This is a genomic window from Butyrivibrio fibrisolvens, assembly GCF_037113525.1.
Classification (GTDB): Bacteria; Bacillota; Clostridia; order Lachnospirales; family Lachnospiraceae; genus Butyrivibrio; species Butyrivibrio fibrisolvens.
This window is the reverse complement of the sequence record NZ_CP146963.1, coordinates 369,533-389,276: the sequence shown is the minus strand read 5'-3', so window position 1 is coordinate 389,276 and position 19,744 is coordinate 369,533. Positions and strand designations below refer to the sequence as shown.

13 protein-coding genes are annotated in these 19,744 nt (G+C 40.9%); all 13 read right to left on the bottom strand.

The features are described 5' to 3' along the window. Positions 1-48: 48 nt before the first annotated feature. On the bottom strand, positions 49-1,287 hold the full coding sequence (locus tag WAA20_RS01510) for a DUF5711 family protein (RefSeq protein ID WP_073387542.1): 1,239 nt from the start codon (positions 1,285-1,287) through the stop codon (positions 49-51). A gap of 67 nt (positions 1,288-1,354) precedes the next feature. Further along, complete coding sequence (locus WAA20_RS01505; RefSeq protein ID WP_073387544.1) at positions 1,355-2,422, bottom strand: aldose epimerase family protein; 1,068 nt, start codon at positions 2,420-2,422, stop codon at positions 1,355-1,357. After that, complete coding sequence (gene recR, locus WAA20_RS01500; protein ID WP_073387546.1) at positions 2,419-3,018, bottom strand: recombination mediator RecR; 600 nt, start codon at positions 3,016-3,018, stop codon at positions 2,419-2,421. Before recR ends, WAA20_RS01505 begins: the two co-directional genes overlap by 4 nt. Further along, positions 3,018-3,380 carry a YbaB/EbfC family nucleoid-associated protein gene (locus tag WAA20_RS01495; RefSeq protein ID WP_073387548.1) on the bottom strand — a complete coding sequence of 121 codons (363 nt, stop codon included), beginning with the start codon at positions 3,378-3,380 and terminating at the stop codon, positions 3,018-3,020. Before WAA20_RS01495 ends, recR begins: the two co-directional genes overlap by 1 nt. A gap of 75 nt (positions 3,381-3,455) precedes the next feature. Further along, positions 3,456-5,294, bottom strand: coding sequence for a DNA polymerase III subunit gamma/tau (gene dnaX, locus WAA20_RS01490; RefSeq protein WP_073387550.1), 1,839 nt, complete (start codon positions 5,292-5,294; stop codon positions 3,456-3,458). 411 nt (positions 5,295-5,705) lie between these two features. After that, positions 5,706-6,779: a 6-phosphofructokinase gene (locus tag WAA20_RS01485; RefSeq protein WP_073390224.1), complete on the bottom strand. Its 1,074-nt coding sequence runs from the start codon at positions 6,777-6,779 to the stop codon at positions 5,706-5,708. An 86-nt stretch (positions 6,780-6,865) separates the two neighbouring features. Further along, positions 6,866-8,293 carry an amidophosphoribosyltransferase gene (purF, locus tag WAA20_RS01480; RefSeq protein WP_242951237.1) on the bottom strand — a complete coding sequence of 476 codons (1,428 nt, stop codon included), beginning with the start codon at positions 8,291-8,293 and terminating at the stop codon, positions 6,866-6,868. 254 nt (positions 8,294-8,547) lie between these two features. Further along, a complete protein-coding gene (locus WAA20_RS01475; protein WP_073390228.1) occupies positions 8,548-10,233 on the bottom strand; it encodes a VWA domain-containing protein in 1,686 nt (561 codons plus the stop codon). 35 nt (positions 10,234-10,268) lie between these two features. Further along, the gene (locus WAA20_RS01470) at positions 10,269-10,967 is read right to left on the bottom strand and encodes a hypothetical protein (protein WP_073390229.1); all 699 of its coding nucleotides are present in this window, start codon (positions 10,965-10,967) and stop codon (positions 10,269-10,271) included. Next, entirely contained in the window at positions 10,964-11,419 is a 456-nt protein-coding gene (locus WAA20_RS01465; RefSeq protein WP_073390231.1) for a hypothetical protein, read from the bottom strand. Before WAA20_RS01465 ends, WAA20_RS01470 begins: the two co-directional genes overlap by 4 nt. 305 nt (positions 11,420-11,724) lie before the next feature. After that, complete coding sequence (gene asnB, locus WAA20_RS01460) at positions 11,725-13,311, bottom strand: asparagine synthase B (RefSeq protein ID WP_073390232.1); 1,587 nt, start codon at positions 13,309-13,311, stop codon at positions 11,725-11,727. Positions 13,312-13,553: 242 nt separating this feature from the next. Continuing rightward, entirely contained in the window at positions 13,554-15,056 is a 1,503-nt protein-coding gene (locus WAA20_RS01455; protein ID WP_073390234.1) for a glutamate synthase subunit beta, read from the bottom strand. 2 nt (positions 15,057-15,058) lie between these two features. Continuing rightward, positions 15,059-19,606, bottom strand: coding sequence for a glutamate synthase large subunit (gene gltB / locus WAA20_RS01450; RefSeq protein WP_073390235.1), 4,548 nt, complete (start codon positions 19,604-19,606; stop codon positions 15,059-15,061). Positions 19,607-19,744 lie beyond the last annotated feature (138 nt).

The window sequence follows — 19,744 nt, the reverse complement described above, 5'->3', positions numbered from 1 at the left end:
TGTAATCAGTACATGTCCAGAAATGCATGGATGCATTTCTATGTACGACTATCTGAGCTCTATCTGATCTAGTGAATCAGATGTAACGATCGTAAATCTGCTTCTGCTTGGTCCCGGGATAATGGCTCTGATACTTTCATCAAACTCTCCTTCAAAACGAAGAGTTCCATCTATACCATAAAGCTGCCACTGCTTGTCGTTATATATAACGAACTGATCATCCGAGAAGAACAGATCTGTATAAGCAAGATCAAAGTATTTTTCCAGGATCTGCTTACCTGATGTATTATAAACCGTAAGTTTATACGCACCTTCTTCTGCTGTTCCCGCGCTAACGATGCCTGCGTATGAGTCACTATTGTACACGCTCATGATCTCACTCTCACCAATGTCACTTACCACAGGATCATTAGGAACATCCTCACCCTTGTAAAAAATAATACTCTTATCAGATACCGCCATATTGGTAGATGCATTCAAAAAGACATCATAAGGGATGATCGTATCTTCATATTTAAAAGAACTAACCATATTATCCGTTTCATTCTGACCTACAGCTCCAAAGTTAAAAAAGGTAACTCTGGTCTGCATAGATCCGCTTGCCTCTTTCAGATAGCATACCGCAAGCAGTTCTCCATTAGGAGATATGGAAACACTTGTAGGGTATCCACTGTTAGCCATAGTTGCTTTTATGGCCGCAAGCTCTTTACCGGAAGTATCAAAAAGTTTAATTCTGGTAATGTCATCATCATCAAGTATTACGGCAACAACGCCCTGCTCAGATACACAGAAATCTCTTATAGGAAGATTCGTTCCAAAACTTCCAAGTGTTCCTTCTGAGTTAGCTACATAGATAGTATTGCCATTGTAATCACCTACAGCAACTGTTTCTCCACAGATTCTCACTACAGGTGACTGCATATCATAGGTCATATTCCAAAGAGCTCTTCCATCCGCAGACAAACAGTTGATACCATCTTTACTATATCTAAGGATATTTTGTCCAAGAGGCATAACTGTAACACCTGACATTCCGGTAAGAGAGGTAGTGCTAAGTACACGTGACTCCGAATACACCTTATTGTGCCAGTTCATATAAATAAATACTATCAGGGATATTGATACTATCAGAAGAAAAATAGTTCTGTAAAAAACTATAAGTCTGTGATTTCTTATCTTTTCCTGATAAGATGGCTCTCTGGAAAAAGATGCACCGGCATCTTCGTCCGGTGCATCTGAATTTCTAAAATATCTGCTGTAATCTCTAAAGTTTCTGACTTCTGCCATCAGTCCTCCATATCAGCAAGTATAATACCAAATCAGTAGATAATTTCAGATCATAAGATCAACTATATTAGTTGAACTTATAAACTGTTACAGCATCATATGGACGCTCCGGTCCATATACAGGGCTTGGGAATGAAGGAGTATTAACTCCATTTGGAAATGTCTGTGTTTCAAGGCAAAGTCCATCATACTGACCATACTCATATCCATTCTTACCCACAAGATCCTTAAGGAAGTTAGCAGAATAGAACTGGAATCCCGGAAGGTTAGTTGATGCATGCATTGTGATTCCTGTTGCAGGATTTGTTACTATAGCAAACTCACGCATCTGTCCTGTAGCATTTCCAACTTCATCAACGCCGCCGTCGATAATAAAGTTATGATCATAACCATTTGCAAGTGCAACCTGCTCATAATCAGAATTGATATCCTGTCCAATTGTCTTAGGAGTTGTGAAATCAAGTGGAGTTCCCTTAACTTCGCGCTTCTCACCTGACGGAATAGAACCTTTATCCTTAACAGGTGTGAAGTAGTGGGAGTTAAGCTGAAGAACGTGACCAAGAATCTTGCCGCTTCCGCTTCCACCAAGATTGAAATATGTATGGTTAGTTACATTTATAAGAGTATCTGCATCACTGTCTGCATGATAATGAAGTGTAAGCTCATTATCATCTGAAAGTGAAACTTCAACTGTGAACTCACGGTTTCCAGGGAAGCCAAGCTCTCCGTCTTTAGCCTTATAGGTAAATCTTACAAGATTATCGCCTTCTTCGCTGTCCCATACAGTCTTGTGGAAACCATTGTCAAAATCTGTGTGAAGGTTATTTATACCATTCTCGTTAAGAGGAAGATGATATTCCTTACCTGCAATAGTATACTTACCACCCTCAACACGGTTAGCAGATGGTCCTATAGTTGATCCAAGTGTAGGCTTGTTGTCCTTGTAGCCCTCAAGATCATCGAATCCAAGAACTACATCGCACTTGTTGCCATTATTGTCTTTTACAAAGACATTCTGAATGTTGATACCATAATTAAGGACTGTAACTTCCATATCATTTTTATTAGTAATATGGAAAAGATATACTGCCTGTCCCTTGTCTGTTTCCCCTACAAATTCTCTCTTTACGCTCATACTTCGGTCCTTCCCTCTAGTGCACGTAACAGTGTCACTTCATCAATATATTCCAGATCCCCTCCAACAGGTACGCCGCTTGCAATACGCGTAACCTTGATGCCTGTGGGTTTCACCAGTTTACTCACATACATAGCTGTCGTTTCGCCTTCAAGACTTGAGCCTGTCGCAAGGATCACTTCCTTTATATCTTCAGTCTGAAGACGTTGTATAAGTTCTTTAAGTCTTATATCTGAAGGGCCCACACCAAGCATCGGTGATATTACCCCTTGGAGTACATGATAAAGACCATTATATTTTCCTGTTCTTTCATATGCTGCAAGATCTCTTGAGTTCTCAACGACCATAATCGTCGACTGATCTCTGCTGTCATTCGAACAGATAGGGCACAGATCCCCATCTGTAAGAGTACAGCACTTCTTACAGTAATGAACATTCTCCCTGGCATCGTTGATAGCACCTGAAAGTCTTGCGACGCGGTCTTTGGGCATATTTATAATATAAAACGCCAGACGCTGCGCTGACTTCCCGCCTATTCCGGGGAGTGAAGCAAGCTCTTCAATAAGCTTGTTAACATGGCCGCTATACAGATCCATTAGAATCCAAATCCTCCGCCAAGGCCGCCAAGTCCTCCGAGACCACCTGTCATCTTACCAAGAGCCTCAGCATTTGCCTTATCAGCTTCACCCATTGCCTCATTAACAGCGGCAACGATTAGGTCCTGAAGCATTTCTACATCATCAGGATCAACAGCTTCAGGAGAGATCTTAATAGCCTTAAGCTCTTTAGATCCTGTAACAGTTGCTTCTACAGCACCGCCACCTGCTTTAGCTGTGAACTCCTTATTCTCAAGTTCCTTCTGATTCTCTTCCATCTGACGCTGCATACGCTGTGCCTGCTTCATCAGATTATTCATGTTACCTGGAATTCCTCCGGGAAAACCTCCACGCTTACTCATAAATTAATACCTCCGTAAAATCCATTTTATAAAAAGACATATGAAAAAATCCTATGTTCTATTTACCACATAATATCAGACGTCCTCTTCAGGTTCATCCTTTTCTTCAAAAGAGCTACCATCATCTTCGGGGCTCATATCCTGAACAAAATCAGGAGCAATATCCTCATATGTACTCTCAGAAGCCATATCCATCTCAGCAGATATATCTTCTTTAGAAGCATCTGCTTCTGATCTTGCATCTGTCTGAGAAGCTACCACAGCTTCCTGATCAGTACTATCTTCTCTTTGCTCATCAGCCGGATGACTCACTTCGTCTTCTGTCACAACATCGAACTGAATAGCAGACTTAATAGCTTCAAGATCCACATAAGACTGCTCAAACTGCTCACCTTTTGCAAGGTTTCTTATCTCAACCTTTATGTCCTTGCCAAAAGTTTCTGCAAGCTCATTTTCAAGAGTACTCTTTTGTGATTCAACAAGTGAACCCTGAATTCCTGTACTAAATACCATCTGAAGAGTATTGTCAGCACCAAGTGAAAGCCTTGGTCTGTCTGTCCTCATTGCTATCTTGAGTGCAGAATCCTTCATTCCACCAAGAAAGCGGTCAAATCCGTCAACAACAGCCTTGATATCTTCAGGAATAGGTCTGTCAAGTTTCTTGGCTTCTACAGTTTTTGAAAACTCAGCTCCTGCAACATTCGCAGATGAAGCCACAGCTATCTGACCGTTTTTGATCTTTCTGATTATATCATCAGATTCTCTGGCCTTTGTTTCAAGCGCTCTTACACGGCTAGCAAGTCCTTCGTCAGATGCACCTTCCATCTGCGGACGACATATCCTTATAAGAGCCATTTCAATCAGAATACGCTTTTGAGCTGCAAAACGCAAACTTGCCTCAAGCTCTGAAAATACGCTTATAAAACGCATTATCGTATCTATATCGCATCCGTCTGCCTGCTCTTTTAAGACCTTAAGATTATCTGTAGAAATATCAACAACATCTTCAACATTATCAGAAGTTGATACAAGCATCAAATTTCTAAGATACCATACAAAATCAGCTATAAACTGTGAAAGCTCTCTACCCTGAATGACTACATCAGCAAGAATATTAAGCGCTTTCTTAGCATCAGCATCATGAAGTGCTTCAAACATCTGTCCGAATACTGCTGTGTCAACAGCGCCAAGAACTCCAAGAACTTTGTCATAAGTAAGCTCTTCGCCATAGTTAAAAGCAACGCACTGATCAAGAAGACTTAGAGAGTCTCGCATAGAGCCATCTGCTGCCCTTGCAATATAACGAAGCGCCTTCTCCTGCGCATTTATACCTTCACTCTCAGTAACTTCCTTTAGTCTTCCTTCTATAGTATCTATAGTAATACGATGAAAATCATATCTTTGGCATCTGGATAAAATAGTGATCGGTATCTTCTGAACTTCAGTAGTAGCCAGAATGAAAAGCACATATTCCGGTGGCTCTTCAAGAGTCTTTAAAAGTGCATTGAAAGCTCCTGTAGAAAGCATGTGAACCTCATCGATGATGTACACTTTCTTTTTGCCCATAGTTGGAGAATAAGAAACTTCATCAATGATGGTTCTGATATTATCGACACCGTTGTTGGAAGCAGCATCGATCTCAACTACGTCAACGCATCTGCCTTCAGCTATAGCCTTGCATCTCTCACACTCGCCGCAAGGATTACCATCTACGGGATTCTCGCAGTTAACGGCACGTGCCAGTATCTTGGCAACTGATGTCTTACCTGTTCCACGGGTTCCGCAAAAAAGGTATGCATGGCCTACGCGGTCCGATCTTATCTGATTTTTAAGAGTAGTTACAATGTGATCCTGACCTTTGACATCTTCAAATGTCGGAGGACGGAATTTTCTATATAAAGCTACGTATGGCATCTGGGTATACCCTTTTCGTTTTTAATGAAGGTTGTCGAGATTCCTGAGGATGGCAGTTAATAAATGATTTTCTTGTCGTGAAAATTATATAAAATTCACCGACATAGAAATACATCCATGTATTTCTAAACATGTCTAGCTACGTCCTGTAACTAGGCATGATATCTGGAATAATATATTCCGGGATTCATAAACTCGCTTCGCGGGGGCAGATGAATCCCAAACAGAATATATTATTCCATCTATCACGCTCTTGAATTTAATATAATTTTCAAAGACAAGAAAATCATTTATTAACTGCCATCCTCAGGAATATTCAAGCTATATTATAACACACTAATTTGAAACCTTGTTCACCTTTAACTAATTGCGTTAATTCCTCACCATAGAGGAATTAACATTTCTATGCCATCAGTCCCCGAAGCAGATTCCCAGCATTTTAGCTTCCTTAATGATGCTTGCATCTTTCGGAAGTTCTTTGAGTTTTCCGGCAACATCCTTAAGTGGAACCTTAACCATCTCACGGTTCTTGTAGGCAATCATGTAGCCGTATTCTTTTTTCAATATGAGTTGACCGGCTTCTACGCCTACGCGGCTTGCGAATACTCTGTCGTAAGGGTCAGGGACGCCTCCTCTTTGCATGTGGCCGGGGACAGTTACTCTTACTTCGCGGCCTGTTTTCTTTTGAATCTGATCGGCGATTTCATAGGACACAGATGGGAAGGGATAATTTGAAAGTTTCTTTTTATATTCCTTCTTAGAAAGCTTGGCATCTTCCTTGGATTTAGCACCCTCTGCAACTGCAAGGATTGTAAATCTTGAACCGTTTTTAGCACGCTTTTCGATAGCTTCTATTACTTTATCTATATCATATGGAATCTCAGGGATAAGGATGATGTCTGCGCCGCCGGCGATTCCGGCATTGAGGGTAAGCCATCCGACCTTATGACCCATTACTTCTACTATGAATACACGTCCGTGAGAATCTGCTGTTGTATGGATGCAGTCGATCGCGTTAGTAGCAACGTCAACTGCGCTCTGGAAACCGAAGGTCATATCGGTGCCCCAGAGATCATTATCTATTGTTTTGGGAAGCGATATTATGTTGAGTCCTTCTTCTCTTAGAAGGTTAGCAGTCTTCTGAGATCCGTTACCGCCAAGAACTACAAGAACATCAAGCTGAAGCTTGTAGTAAGTCTGCTTCATTGATGCAACCTTATCTTTGCCATTTTCATCAGGTTCATGAATTGTCTTAAAAGGAACTCTTGATGAGCCAAGAATAGTTCCGCCTCTTGTAAGAAGTCCCGAGAAATCTCTAGGGGTAAGCATCTTAAAATTACTATTTATAAGGCCTTTATAACCATTGAGAAATCCGTAAATTTCCATTTCAGTTCCACTTGCATCAAGGCACTTAACAACGCCTCGCATTGCTGCATTTAATGCCTGACAGTCACCACCACTTGTAAGCATACCTATTCTAAGCATAGACTCTCCTCCCTTTCAAACCAATTGCCAGTTACTATAATACCATATCCCAAAGAAAAGCTGAGGCGAATTTGAAGCTTGTTATATCAAGCTTCAAATTCGCCACGAATATCATCTGTCGGTGGCTCTTCCGGGTATTTACCTGTAAAGCATCCTTCGCAGATGGACATTTTATTATCAACAAGTTCCTTAAGTCTGTTAAGGCCAAGATAACCAAGGGTATCTGCCCCTATTATCTTTCGTATATCTTCTATACTTTTGTTATATGCAATGAGCTGCTCTCTGGCAGGAATATCAGTTCCAAAGAAGCAGGGCCACAGGAATGGAGGTGAAGAAATTCTCATGTGAACTTCTTTAGCTCCTGCGTCGCGAAGCATTCTGATGATCCTGTCGGAGGTCGTACCTCTAACGATAGAGTCATCTATGATAACAACTCTTTTACCATTTACTGCATGGTTAAGAGCATTAAGCTTAACCTTTACACTACTCTCACGGTTCTTCTGACCGGGCTTTATAAAGGTTCTTCCAATATAAGAGTTCTTAACAAACACCTGTCCGTATGGAATTCCTGATTCCATGGAATAACCAAGCGCTGCCACATTACCTGATTCAGGAACGCCGGCTACGATATCGGCATCTATCGGATCATCCTTGTAAAGGAATCTTCCTGCTTTTATTCTAGCATCATATACACTCTGACCATCAAGAACAGAATCTGGTCTTGCAAAATAGATATATTCAAAGATACAGTGCCCATGCTCTTTTTCAGGGATACATCTTGTTTTATTGGAAAGGATCTGGCCGTCAGCTGTTATCGTTACAATTTCGCCCGGCTCAACATCTCTAATATACTCAGCATCAATAGTATCAAGTGCACAGGTTTCTGAAGCAAAAATATATGCATTATCTCTTTTGCCAAGGACAAGAGGTCTGAAACCGTGGGGATCTCTTGCACCTATAAGTTTACGGGGGGACATGATAACAAGGCTGTATGCGCCCTTTATCTGGGGCATTGCAAGAGCAACAGCTTCTTCTACGCTGCCGGTTTTAAGCCTCTGCCTTGCAATAAGATAAGCGATAAGCTCTGAATCGATAGTAGTCTGGAAGATAGCTCCTGTGTATGCAAGCTCCTGCCTAAGTTCCGGAGCATTGGTAAGATTACCGTTGTGAGCAAGGGCAAGCGTACCCTTAACATAATTAAGAACCAGAGGCTGAGCGTTCTCTCTTACAGAAGATCCGGCAGTAGAATATCTGACATGGCCTACACCTATATTGCCTGCCAGCTTTTCTATATCCTCTCCTGTAAAGACTTCATTAACAAGGCCCATATCCTTATGGGAAAAGACCTTTCCTTTAGGTCCCTTCGTATCGCTTACCGCAATACCACAGCTCTCCTGACCTCTGTGCTGAAGCGACTCAAGTCCATAATAGATGGATCTTGCAACATCACCCCCATCAAGGTCATACATGCCAAATACACCACACTCTTCGCCAATTCGATCTTCTGATAACATCATAGTCTCCTACAAAACTTATAATATTGCCTGCCAGATTGTTCTTTCATAAAATCCGCGGCAGTCACAGATTTTCAAAAGTACATATAACAAATCAAAAAAGCTGATCAAAGGGTGCAGGAAATAATGAGAATCCCTGGCGCCTTTGTCAGCTTTTCTTTAAAATACTTACATTATTCAGATGAAAACAAATTAAAGCATGTAATCATTAACACCGAATTATTATTTCGCCAAATGCCGGTTTTGTCAACCAATTACATATTAACGTTGAACAGATTTCGCAGTTCGTTAACGATATCATCAGAACTTGCATCAATGCAAACTGCTTCATTGATAGAAGAAAGTGTCTGAAGATCTTTTTTGTCTGACTCAGTCATCTCATATCCGATAGTATAAACAGAGATTCCAAGACCTCCTACTATAGGAGTGATCCTCTTAAGCTCATAGCCTGCATTCTGTGCTCCGTCTGAAAGAACGAAAAGCATAAGATTTGCATTCGGAATTTCTTCACTTGCATCAATAAGCATCTTCATTCCAACAAGTACTGCGTCATATGTTGCTGTCTGACCACCAAGTTCAAGATCTTTGACAGCACCACTGAAATATGCTCTTTGCTTGTTATCAAACTGGCCGATAGGAAGGTTGATATAAACCTTGTCACTGTAGCTTACAAGTCCGATATAGCTGTTTGAATCAATATACTGCATTGTATTGAGTAGTGACTCTCTAAGAGCATTGATACGTGTTCCGCTCATTGAGCCGGAAACATCTGTAACAAAGACTGCAATTGTAGGACGTGTTCCGTTCTTATTGGTCTTCCATACTTTCTGAGCAGAAAGATAATCAGAACCGCTCATTCCATAATCCTCAGAAACATAATCCTCATGAAGATTAAAGCCTCTCTCTTTTGCCATATTCTGGCTGTCACTATTCTGGCAATACTCAACGAACAAATTAGCAACTTCCAGCTCATTATCATCTGTCCAGCCAAAAGAATATACAGGATGATCATGACGAACACCTGCAGGAGTGTACACATAGTCTTTAAGCTCAGGTGTGTTAATGTAGGTCTGCTCCTCCATTACCATTGCATCAATGATACCCTTTGCAGCAGATTCTTTAAGAATAGATGTTGTATAAGCAGCTGTCGGTGCATTGTTCTGATACTGGACAAGCTGATCTACGGCACTGTCTGAAAGGGGGTTGGAAGAGTCAAATGCATGAAGCATGGAACAAAGAATGTTCATGCCTGTTGCAGATGTATACGGATTTGTATAAGCAAATACAAGATCTCCTGCGATAGCCGCTTTAAGAACACCATCAACAGTTACATCACCGTACTTTTCTTTATAAGTATTATAAACATCCTTGGACATAAGGATTCCTGCTGTATTACCAGCGATCCTGTCAGTTAACTTTGTTGCACTTACACCACTTGAAACAAGCATATCTCCCCACATCTCATTGGATGGAATGTAGAGATCCGGCTGATATCCGCCACTAGTGATATAAGTAAGTGTCTCACCTGATGAGATCTTTCTGATAGAAACAGAAACGCTCTGGCCATCTACTGTGTAACCGGCTTCGTTAAACTTCTTACCAACTGCCACAAGCCACTCATCAGGATAGGATGATCCGCTGAATTCTGACGGAGCTGCGATCTCAATGTTGATCTGTCCGCTTCCTTCAAGCACAAGATCAAAAGTCGAAATGTCAGCAAGTGAATCTGCAACTGATGCATTATCCATATCCACATCAAGTCTTGCTGTTGTTGTCTTAGGGTCGATCTTTTTAACAAAAGTATTAAGTTCAGTAACAGCATCATCATAGCTAAGCGCATTTTCAAGTGTTGAATTTGAAGTCATGCTGCCATTACATGCTGTGACTGTAAGCGCCAAAGTAAGCGCAAGTGCCCCCTGTAAAAACTTCCCTTTTCTCATCTTTTCTCCTCTTTTCTTATAAATTACAGAACTTTTTAGTTATACGTATGCCTTAAAGACTGACTGATCGCGCTTGCATAGTCCTGGACCAGCGTAACGGCATCCGTATCTTCATTCTGTTCATTTGTATATCTGGCAAGCTCTAAAAGAAAATTCTGTGAATTCTTGATAAGCTCCTCATTTTCTTCTATCACCTTGTCAAACTCTGCTTTAAATTCTCCTGAACTCTCAAGAGCCACAAAAAGATTTACAGCCCCTCTGCAGTTATGGTACAGAGCATTCTTGGCCTGAGAGATGATATCCCTCATACCCTCAAACTCTTTCATATCATTTATGGTAAAAAGCTTGTCGTTTCTTTCAACAAACTCATCCATCTGATTCATATACTTAAGTAAGACATGTCCAGGCTCTGCAAAGTCAGGCTCATCTATAATAAGCTGATTAACAAGGCCTCTGACATCTTCCTTCTTTCTTCGGATGAGTTCTTCCTCTTCAGCCTTTTTCTTAGCTTCTTCCTGAAGCTTTTTATTTCTTTCAGTGACATACTTTATAACAGGTATACCTGTAAAAAGAGCTCCGGCAATAGCCACTACTATAGCTGCTATCATAAGGATCCTGTATATCACGATTCCAAAATTTATGATCATATCACTGGAGTAAACTAAAAGACCTACAACCGCTGCTACTCCGCAAATAAATACCAAAGCACTCTTTACTACATTTTTTATTTTCATAATCTATATCCATCTCCCTTTTGAATCATTGTAAGAAGATTAATTACATCTATTGTTTTCTTTTGCTTCTGGGCAAGTTCCAGCTTTTCTTTGGCGACAGCTGCCACATCAAGCTGAGCATCTATCGAATTAACATAATCACTTGCAGTTGCCTTGGCGTGCATCACCTGAACAAGACTAAGTCTTACAGATTCTGAAAGCTCTGCCCTGTCGAGGCTCTTTTCGATCTCTTCAAGCTTTGCAGCGTCGCCTTCTATCTCTTCCTTTAACTTTAAAAAAGAGCCTTTGTTAACCTGCAACTGCAACATATATGCATTTAATCCTTTAATGGCTGAAGAAATCTCCGATGCATTTGGAGCAAAGACCGCGCCGTAGCGCTTTTGCATCTTACCAAGTCTTTCCGGATAACCTGCAATTTTCCTTTGAATCAAGTTTAAATCCTGACTGTTCATAGACTAAAAATAACCCCGTCCCCCAAAATTATATGTGAGATATTATATATTATTCATCAAAATTTTGCCACCGCGAACTTGCTAAATTAAAGTATGAAAAAGGCAAAAACATAGCAAAATAAACGAATTTACAAAAAGGATCTATCCGCCTATATAAGATGATCAAAAAGCCATCTCATATAACGAATAGATCCTTAATTATAAGTAAACACCTTAGGGTGCACATAGCGCGGTAATTGGCAGCGCTTGCGCTGTCAATTGACAGAGTTGATCTCTGATCAACTCATTTATCGCAGATAAACTCATTATTCCCCGCTTGCGCCGTAGTTTGCAAGTACTCTTGCAGAAGGATCATTTACATCGCAGCCTTCCCACTCCTTATTAGGCATCCAGAAGTCTGCTACCATCTGTGCATTACCAGGATAGTATTTCTCAAAGATATCTCTGTAGAGAAGAGATTCTTTAGTGAAAGGCTTTGCAAAGTCATATTTTTCACAGCCCGCTTCAAACTCTTCATCTGTATAAAGGCTCTCTGCATACTCTACAAGGTCGTCGCGAAGTGAATGTCCAACCGCATCAGAGAAGGCTGCCTTCTCACGCATAAGGATGTTTTCTGGGATCACTTCATCTTCTTCAAAGGCATGTCTTAAAAGATATTTGCCCATGCCATATGTATTAAGCTTAAGTTCCGGGTCTATACCCATTACATAGTTTACAAAATCAAGATCTCCGAATGGAACTCTGGCCTCTAATGAGTTTACAGAGATACATCTGTCAGCACGAAGAACGTCGTACATGTGAAGCTCTCTGATACGCTTTGCAGCTTCGTCCTGAAAGTCCTGTGCAGAAGGTGCAAAATCTGTGTATTTATATCCAAAAAGCTCATCTGAGATTTCGCCTGTAAGGATTACTCTTGTATCAGTATTTTCATGTATCCACTTGCATACAAGGTACATACCGATCGACGCTCTTATAGTTGTAATATCATAGGTTCCAAGAGTTTTGATAACAGTCTCTAAAGCATCGATAACATCATCCCTTGAAATAATAACTTCATGATGGTTACTTCCAATATAATCAGCAACCTCTCTTGCATACTTAAGATCAATAGCATCGATATCCATACCGATAGAATAAGTTTCAAGAGGCTTATCCATAATTTTTGCAGCTACGCCGCATACAAGTGAAGAATCAAGTCCGCCTGAAAGAAGGAATCCGACATTTGCATCAGCATCAAGTCTTTTTACAATGCCCTTTACAAGTCTGTCGTGTATACCTTTACAAATATCCTCAAGATCTCCATCTGTATACTCACCTTCCACGCTTGAAGGATCTGCATATTTTATGAACTTACCGTATTCATAATAGTATCCTGGAGGGAATGGCATTATCTTATCGCATACATCTGTGAGCATCTTAGGCTCAGATGCAAATACGATACAGCTGTCCTTATCATACCCATAATAAAGAGGTCTGATTCCGATCGGATCTCTTGCTGCTACAAAGGTCCTCTTTTTGTGATCATAGATGATAAGAGCAAACTCTGCATCAAGAAGCGAAAACATGGATGTTCCAAGTCTTTCATAAAGTGGCAGTAGAATCTCACAGTCACTGTCAGATTTAAAGCTGTAACCTATACCTTTTAAATAGTCTTTTAGCTTTCTGAAACCATATATCTCACCGTTACATACAACTGTATTGCCATTATGATTAAAAGGCTGCATACCAGCCTCTGAAAGTCCCATAATTGATAATCTTCCAAATCCAAGAACACCCTCTTCAACCCTCTGAACTCTGGCCATATCCGGTCCTCTTGAAGCACATTTTTGCAGCATATTTTCACAAACTTCCTCTTTTGCTCTTCTGCTGCAAAATCCTAGTATTGTGCACATTTTAGTATCCTCCTTGTTATATCTAATTAGCTTCTTCTTTTGTAGAAAATTGCGATAAAATTTGGCCAAAGCCCCTGATATAATCCTCGGGCGTTATCCGTACGAGGAGTGTTCAGGGGCATCGTATGTGAATGCGTAATAAAACTTATATTTTACGATTATCACAAAGCGTTCAGCCAAAGCCCCTACTCCGAGTGGCAAGGTAGCCCGAGGATTATATCAGGGGCATCGGCCAAATTTCCTTACATATTGCTGTATCCCATAAGATACTCATCAACTTCCTTAGCACAGGCTCTTCCTTCTGCGATAGCCCATACTACCAGGGACTGACCTCTGTGCATATCACCTGCAGTAAATACCTTTTTGACATTGGTATTGTACAGATCAGGGTCAGCAGTTGATACTGTATTTCTATTTGAAAGAGCTACGCCAAAGTCCTTGGCAACATATTCCTGACAACCGATAAAGCCAGCCGCTATAAGAAGCAGATCGCATTTAATGGTGTTCTCTGTTCCAGGAACTTCAACGAGTTTACCGTTATCGAACTTAACCTTAACGGTCTTTACTGCAAGAAGCTTTCCGTTCTTTGCGATAACTTCTTTGATAGTTGTCTCATAGATTCTTGGATCGCTTCCAAATACTCCGATGGCTTCTTCCTGACCATAATCAGTCTTTAAGACCTTGGGCCATTCAGGCCATGGGTTAGAAGCAGCTCTCACTGTAGGAGGACATGGCATCATTTCAATCTGGGTAACTGACTTACAACCATGTCTGATACATGTTCCTACGCAGTCATTACCTGTATCACCACCGCCAACGATAACTACATTTTTGTCTTTTGCACTTATATAGGAATTCTCCTTGGCAGATGAAAGCGTAACCTTATCCTGAAGAAGTGCTCCGCTTCCAATGATGGCCTTAGTAGTTGACTTAAGGAAATCAACTGCATAATATATACCATTTGTATTCTTCATATCTGCAGCAGCAAGAGGTCTTGGATTCTTAGCACCGCAACAAAGAACAACTGCATCAAACTGTTTAAGAAGTTCAGAAGCCTTAATATCCTTACCAACATCAACAGATGTTTTGAATACTACTCCTTCAGATTCCATGAGCTTTTGTCTTCTGATGATGACTTCCTTTTGGAGCTTCATATTAGGAATACCATACATAAGAAGTCCGCCTACACGGTCATCTTTTTCATAAACAGTTACGCTGTGTCCTCTGTGGTTAAGCTGGTCTGCTACTGCAAGTCCGGCAGGGCCGCTTCCGATAACAGCAACCTTTTTACCACTTCTTACAAGCGGAATCCTTGGCTTCATGTAACCTTCTTCAAAGCCCTTTTCTATGAGGAAAAGTTCGTTGTTATGAATGGTTACTGAATCTTCTACCGTACCGCATATGCAGGCCTTTTCACAAAGGGCCGGGCATACTCTTCCGGTAAATTCAGGGAAATTACTGGTCTTTAAAAGTCTTGAAAGAGCATGTTCATAATGTCCCTTATATATCTCATCATTCCATTCAGGAATAAGATTGTGGAGAGGACATCCTGTAACCATACCTTTAAGCTTTATAGCTGACTGGCACATTGGAACGCCGCAGTCCATACATCTTGATGCCTGCTGCCTTCTGTCCTCTTCACTTAAATGTCTGTGAAATTCATTAAAAGTCTTTATTCTGTCTTTAACGCTTGCAGAGTTTTCATCAACTCTTTTATATTCCATAAATCCTGTAGACTTGCCCATGATCATGCTCCTTTATGTGTTATTTCATTAAAGGCTTCAAGAACCGCATTACTTCTTTTAAGACCCTGCTCTTCATACTTACTGATCGCTGCAAGGACCTTCTGATAGTCGTTAGGAACTATCTTCTTGAAATGAGGAAGATATTCTTCAAAATTATCAAGTATCTTCTTTCCATGCTCAGAGCCTGTCTCTTTTACATAATCTTCAAGAACATTCTTAAGCTCCTCGATGTCATACTTTTCAGTAACCTCATTTAAAGATGCCATGTTCTTATTCATTCTCTTGTAAAGATCATGCTGCTCATCCAGAACATAAGCTATACCGCCGCTCATACCTGCTGCGAAATTCTTTCCGGTAGATCCAAGTATTACTGCAAGTCCTCCTGTCATATATTCAAGACCGTGGTCACCACATCCTTCTGCAACTGCAACAGCGCCTGAATTTCTGACACAGAATCTTTCTCCTGCAACACCAGCTATATAAGCTTTACCGGATGTAGCACCATAAAGTGCAACATTACCGATAATAATATTTTTAGAAGAATCGAATACTGATCCCTTAGGAGGTACTACAACAAGCTTTCCTCCTGAAAGTCCCTTACCAAATCCATCATTGGCATCACCAGAAAGTCTGAGTGTCACACCCTTAGGAAGGAATGCACCAAATGACTGACCACCGCCACCTTCACAGTTAACTGTAAAGGTATCTTCAGGAAGGCTTTCTCCAAACTTTTCAGTAACTTCAGATCCAAAGATTGTTCCTACTGTTCTGTTAGTACTGCTTATCTTTACGCTTACGCTTGTAGCCTCTCCGGTATTAAGCGCTTTTTTAAACTTGGAAAGAAGAACAGATTCATCAATTGTCTTTTCAAGGTGGAAATCAAAAACCTTGGATGGATCAAAATGTCTTCCAGGCACCTTTGCATAAGATGAATCGATGACCATGTTAAGATCTACAGTTTCAGCTCTTTCTGTTATCTGATGATCCTTCATCTTGAGGCAGTCAGATCTTCCGACCATATCATTAACTGTCTTAAATCCAAGCTCTGCCATGATCTCACGAAGTTCCTGAGCTATGAAATTCATGAAGTTCATAACATATTCAGGCTTACCCTTAAAGTTCTTACGAAGCTCTGCATTCTGAGTTGCGATACCAAAAGGACATGTATCCTTGTTGCAGACTCTCATCATCATACAGCCCATTGTTACAAGTGGAGCTGTAGCAAAGCCGAACTCTTCTGCTCCGAGAAGCGCTGCGATCGCAACATCTCTTCCGCTCATGAGCTTACCATCTGTTTCGATGATTACCTTTTCACGAAGTCCGCTTTCTATTAGAGTGTGGTGCGCTTCTGCAAGTCCAAGCTCCCATGGAAGTCCTGCATGATGGATAGAACTCTGAGGAGCAGCACCTGTTCCTCCGTCATAACCTGATACAAGGATTACCTGGGCACCGGCCTTGGCAACACCTGATGCTATAGTTCCAACACCAGCTTCTGAAACGAGCTTAACTGAGATCCTTGCCTTTCTGTTGGCATTCTTAAGATCGTATATAAGCTGAGCCAGATCTTCGATCGAATAAATATCATGGTGCGGAGGCGGTGATATAAGAGCAACACCCGGTGTTGAATATCTTCTTTCCGCGATCCATGGATAAACCTTTCCGCCAGGAAGGTGACCACCTTCACCAGGCTTAGCACCCTGTGCCATCTTGATCTGGATCTCTTTTGCATTAATAAGGTATTCACTTGTAACGCCAAATCTACCTGATGCAACCTGCTTAATTGCGCTGCACTTCTCTGTTCCAAAGCGGTTAGGATTCTCGCCGCCTTCACCTGTATTGGACTTACCGCCAAGTCTGTTCATGGCAATAGCAAGTGTCTCGTGAGCCTCCTCTGAGATAGATCCATAGGACATGGCACCTGTCTTAAATCTCTTAACGATCTCAGATACAGGTTCTACCTCTTCGATCGGTATAGGCTTGTTTACATGTTCAAATGTGAGAAGTCCTCTAAGTGTATGAGGCTTTTCATTATCAACAAGTGCTGTATATTCTTTAAATCTGTTATAATCACCAGTTCTTGTAGCCTGCTGAAGAGCGATGATAGTCTGAGGATTATAAAGGTGATCCTCTTTCTCATCTCCGCTTCTGAGATTATGGAATCCCATACTGTCAAGGCTGGTATCTGTAACAAGACCCATAGGATCGAAAGCATGATCGTGGCGAAGTGTAACTTCACTTCCTATCTCTTTAAGACCGATTCCGCCTACTCTTGATACTGTTCCGGTAAAATACTTATCGATAAGGTCCTTACTAAGTCCTATAGCCTCAAATATTCTTGCTGACTGGTAAGACTGAAGTGTTGAGATACCCATCTTAGCAGCTGTCTTAACGATTCCGTGAAGGATCGCACTGTTGTAATCAGCGATCGCTGTGTGGTAGTCCTTATCAAGTATTCCTATATCAATAAGCTCTGCGATACACTCATGAGCAAGATAAGGATTTATTGCTCTTGCACCAAATCCAAGAAGTGTTGCCATCTGATGAACATCACGAGGCTCACCGCTTTCAAGGATGATCGAAACAGCAGTTCTTTTCTTAGTAGAAACAAGGTGCTGCTCAACTGCTGATACAGCAAGAAGTGACGGGATCGGAACATGGTTTTCGTCTACTCCTCTGTCAGAAAGGATCACAATGTTGTAGCCCTTTGCATACGCTCTGTCTACTGATACAAGGAGCTGATCCAGTGCTTTTTCAATATGTGTATTCTTATAATATAGAAGTGATATTACCTTAGACTTAAGACCGGGCTGATCCAGGTTCTTGATCTTCATGATATCAACACCTGTAAGAATAGGATTATCGATCTCAAGCACTCTGCAGTTTTCTGAACTTGCATTTAAAAGGTTACCGTCTGAACCAACATAAACTGTTGTATCAGTAACAATCTCTTCACGAAGTGAATCGATCGGAGGGTTTGTAACCTGGGCAAAAAGCTGTTTGAAGTAGTTAAAAAGAGGCTGGCTTCTCTCAGACAAAACTGCAAGTGGTACATCATGGCCCATGGAAGCAGTTGCTTCTATACCATTAGTTGCCATTGGAAGAATGCCTGTCTTAACATCCTCATAGCTATAACCAAATACCTTATAGAGCTTATCTCTCATCTCCTGAGTATGTGTAGGTATCTTCTTATTAGGAATAGAAAGATCCTTAAGAAGCATAAGGTTTCTGTCGAGCCATTCACCATATGGATTCTGGCTTGCATAATACTGCTTACACTCTTCATCAGAGATGATCCTCTTCTTGCTTGTATCTACAAGAAGGATCCTGCCCGGCTGAAGACGTGACTTAACAGTGATATGCTCAGGCTCTATATCAAGTACACCAACTTCAGATGAAAGGATAAGTCTGTTATCATCTGTAATGTAATAGCGGCTTGGTCTAAGACCGTTTCTGTCAAGAGTAGCACCAACGATCTCTCCGTCTGTAAATAAAATTGCAGCAGGGCCATCCCATGGCTCCATCATTGTTGCATAGTAGTGATAGAAGTCTTTTTTGTCATCATCCATGAAATGATTGTGCTTCCATGGTTCAGGAATGGTCATCATTACTGCAAGTGGAAGATCTATACCATTCATATACATAAACTCAAGCGTATTATCCAGCATAGCTGAATCTGATCCCTGAGCAGAGATAACCGGGAATACCTTATCAAGATCACTTCCAAGAGGAGAAGATGTTATAGTCTCTTCTCTTGCAAGCATTCTGTCCTTATTACCTCTTATAGTATTGATCTCACCATTATGGGCGATGAATCTGTATGGATGTGCTCTCTCCCAGCTTGGTGTTGTATTAGTAGAAAAACGTGAATGTACGATCGCAATAGCTGTCTCAAAATCAGGATCTCTTAAATCCTCATAGAATAATCTAAGCTGAGATACAAGGAACATTCCCTTATATACGATAGTTCTTGAAGAAAGGGATGTAATATATGTATCATCAGAACTTTGCTCGAACTCACGACGAAGAACGTAAAGCTTTCTGTCAAAATCTATTCCTCTTGATACATCCTTTGGTCTTTCGATGAAGCACTGCATGATCTCAGGCATACAGTCTCTTGCAACATCGCCAAGGATCTCAGGATGAACTTCAGGTTTTCTCCAGCCAAGGAACTTAAGGCCATTTTTTTCTGTAATGACCTCAAACATACGCATAGCGAATCTTCTCTTAAGATTATCCTGTGGAAAAAAGAACATACCAACGCCATAATCTCTTGCATGTCCCACGTTAATCCCAAGCTTTTTGGCTTCTTTTTTGAAAAAAGCATGAGAGACCTGTGTAAGAATACCTACGCCGTCACCGACTTTGCCACTGGCATCCTTACCGGCTCTGTGCTCAAGCTTTTCAACTATGGTAAGAGCATCATCCAAAACCTTATTGTCAGTATGGCCATCAATATTTACGACAGCACCGATACCACATGCATCATGTTCCATCTGCCAAAACTCTTTTTGACTAAGATCACTATAGTTACTTTGGTTTACCTGTGACATAATCTGTTCCCTTTTCCCTTATTTTTATTACTTTATTCAATAAAAAAAGAGGACGCAGCTCGCACTAATTAAATAGCGCAGAGCAACATCCTCGTTGCATATATATTTATTATTTTCAAACTATATTTTAAATATCGA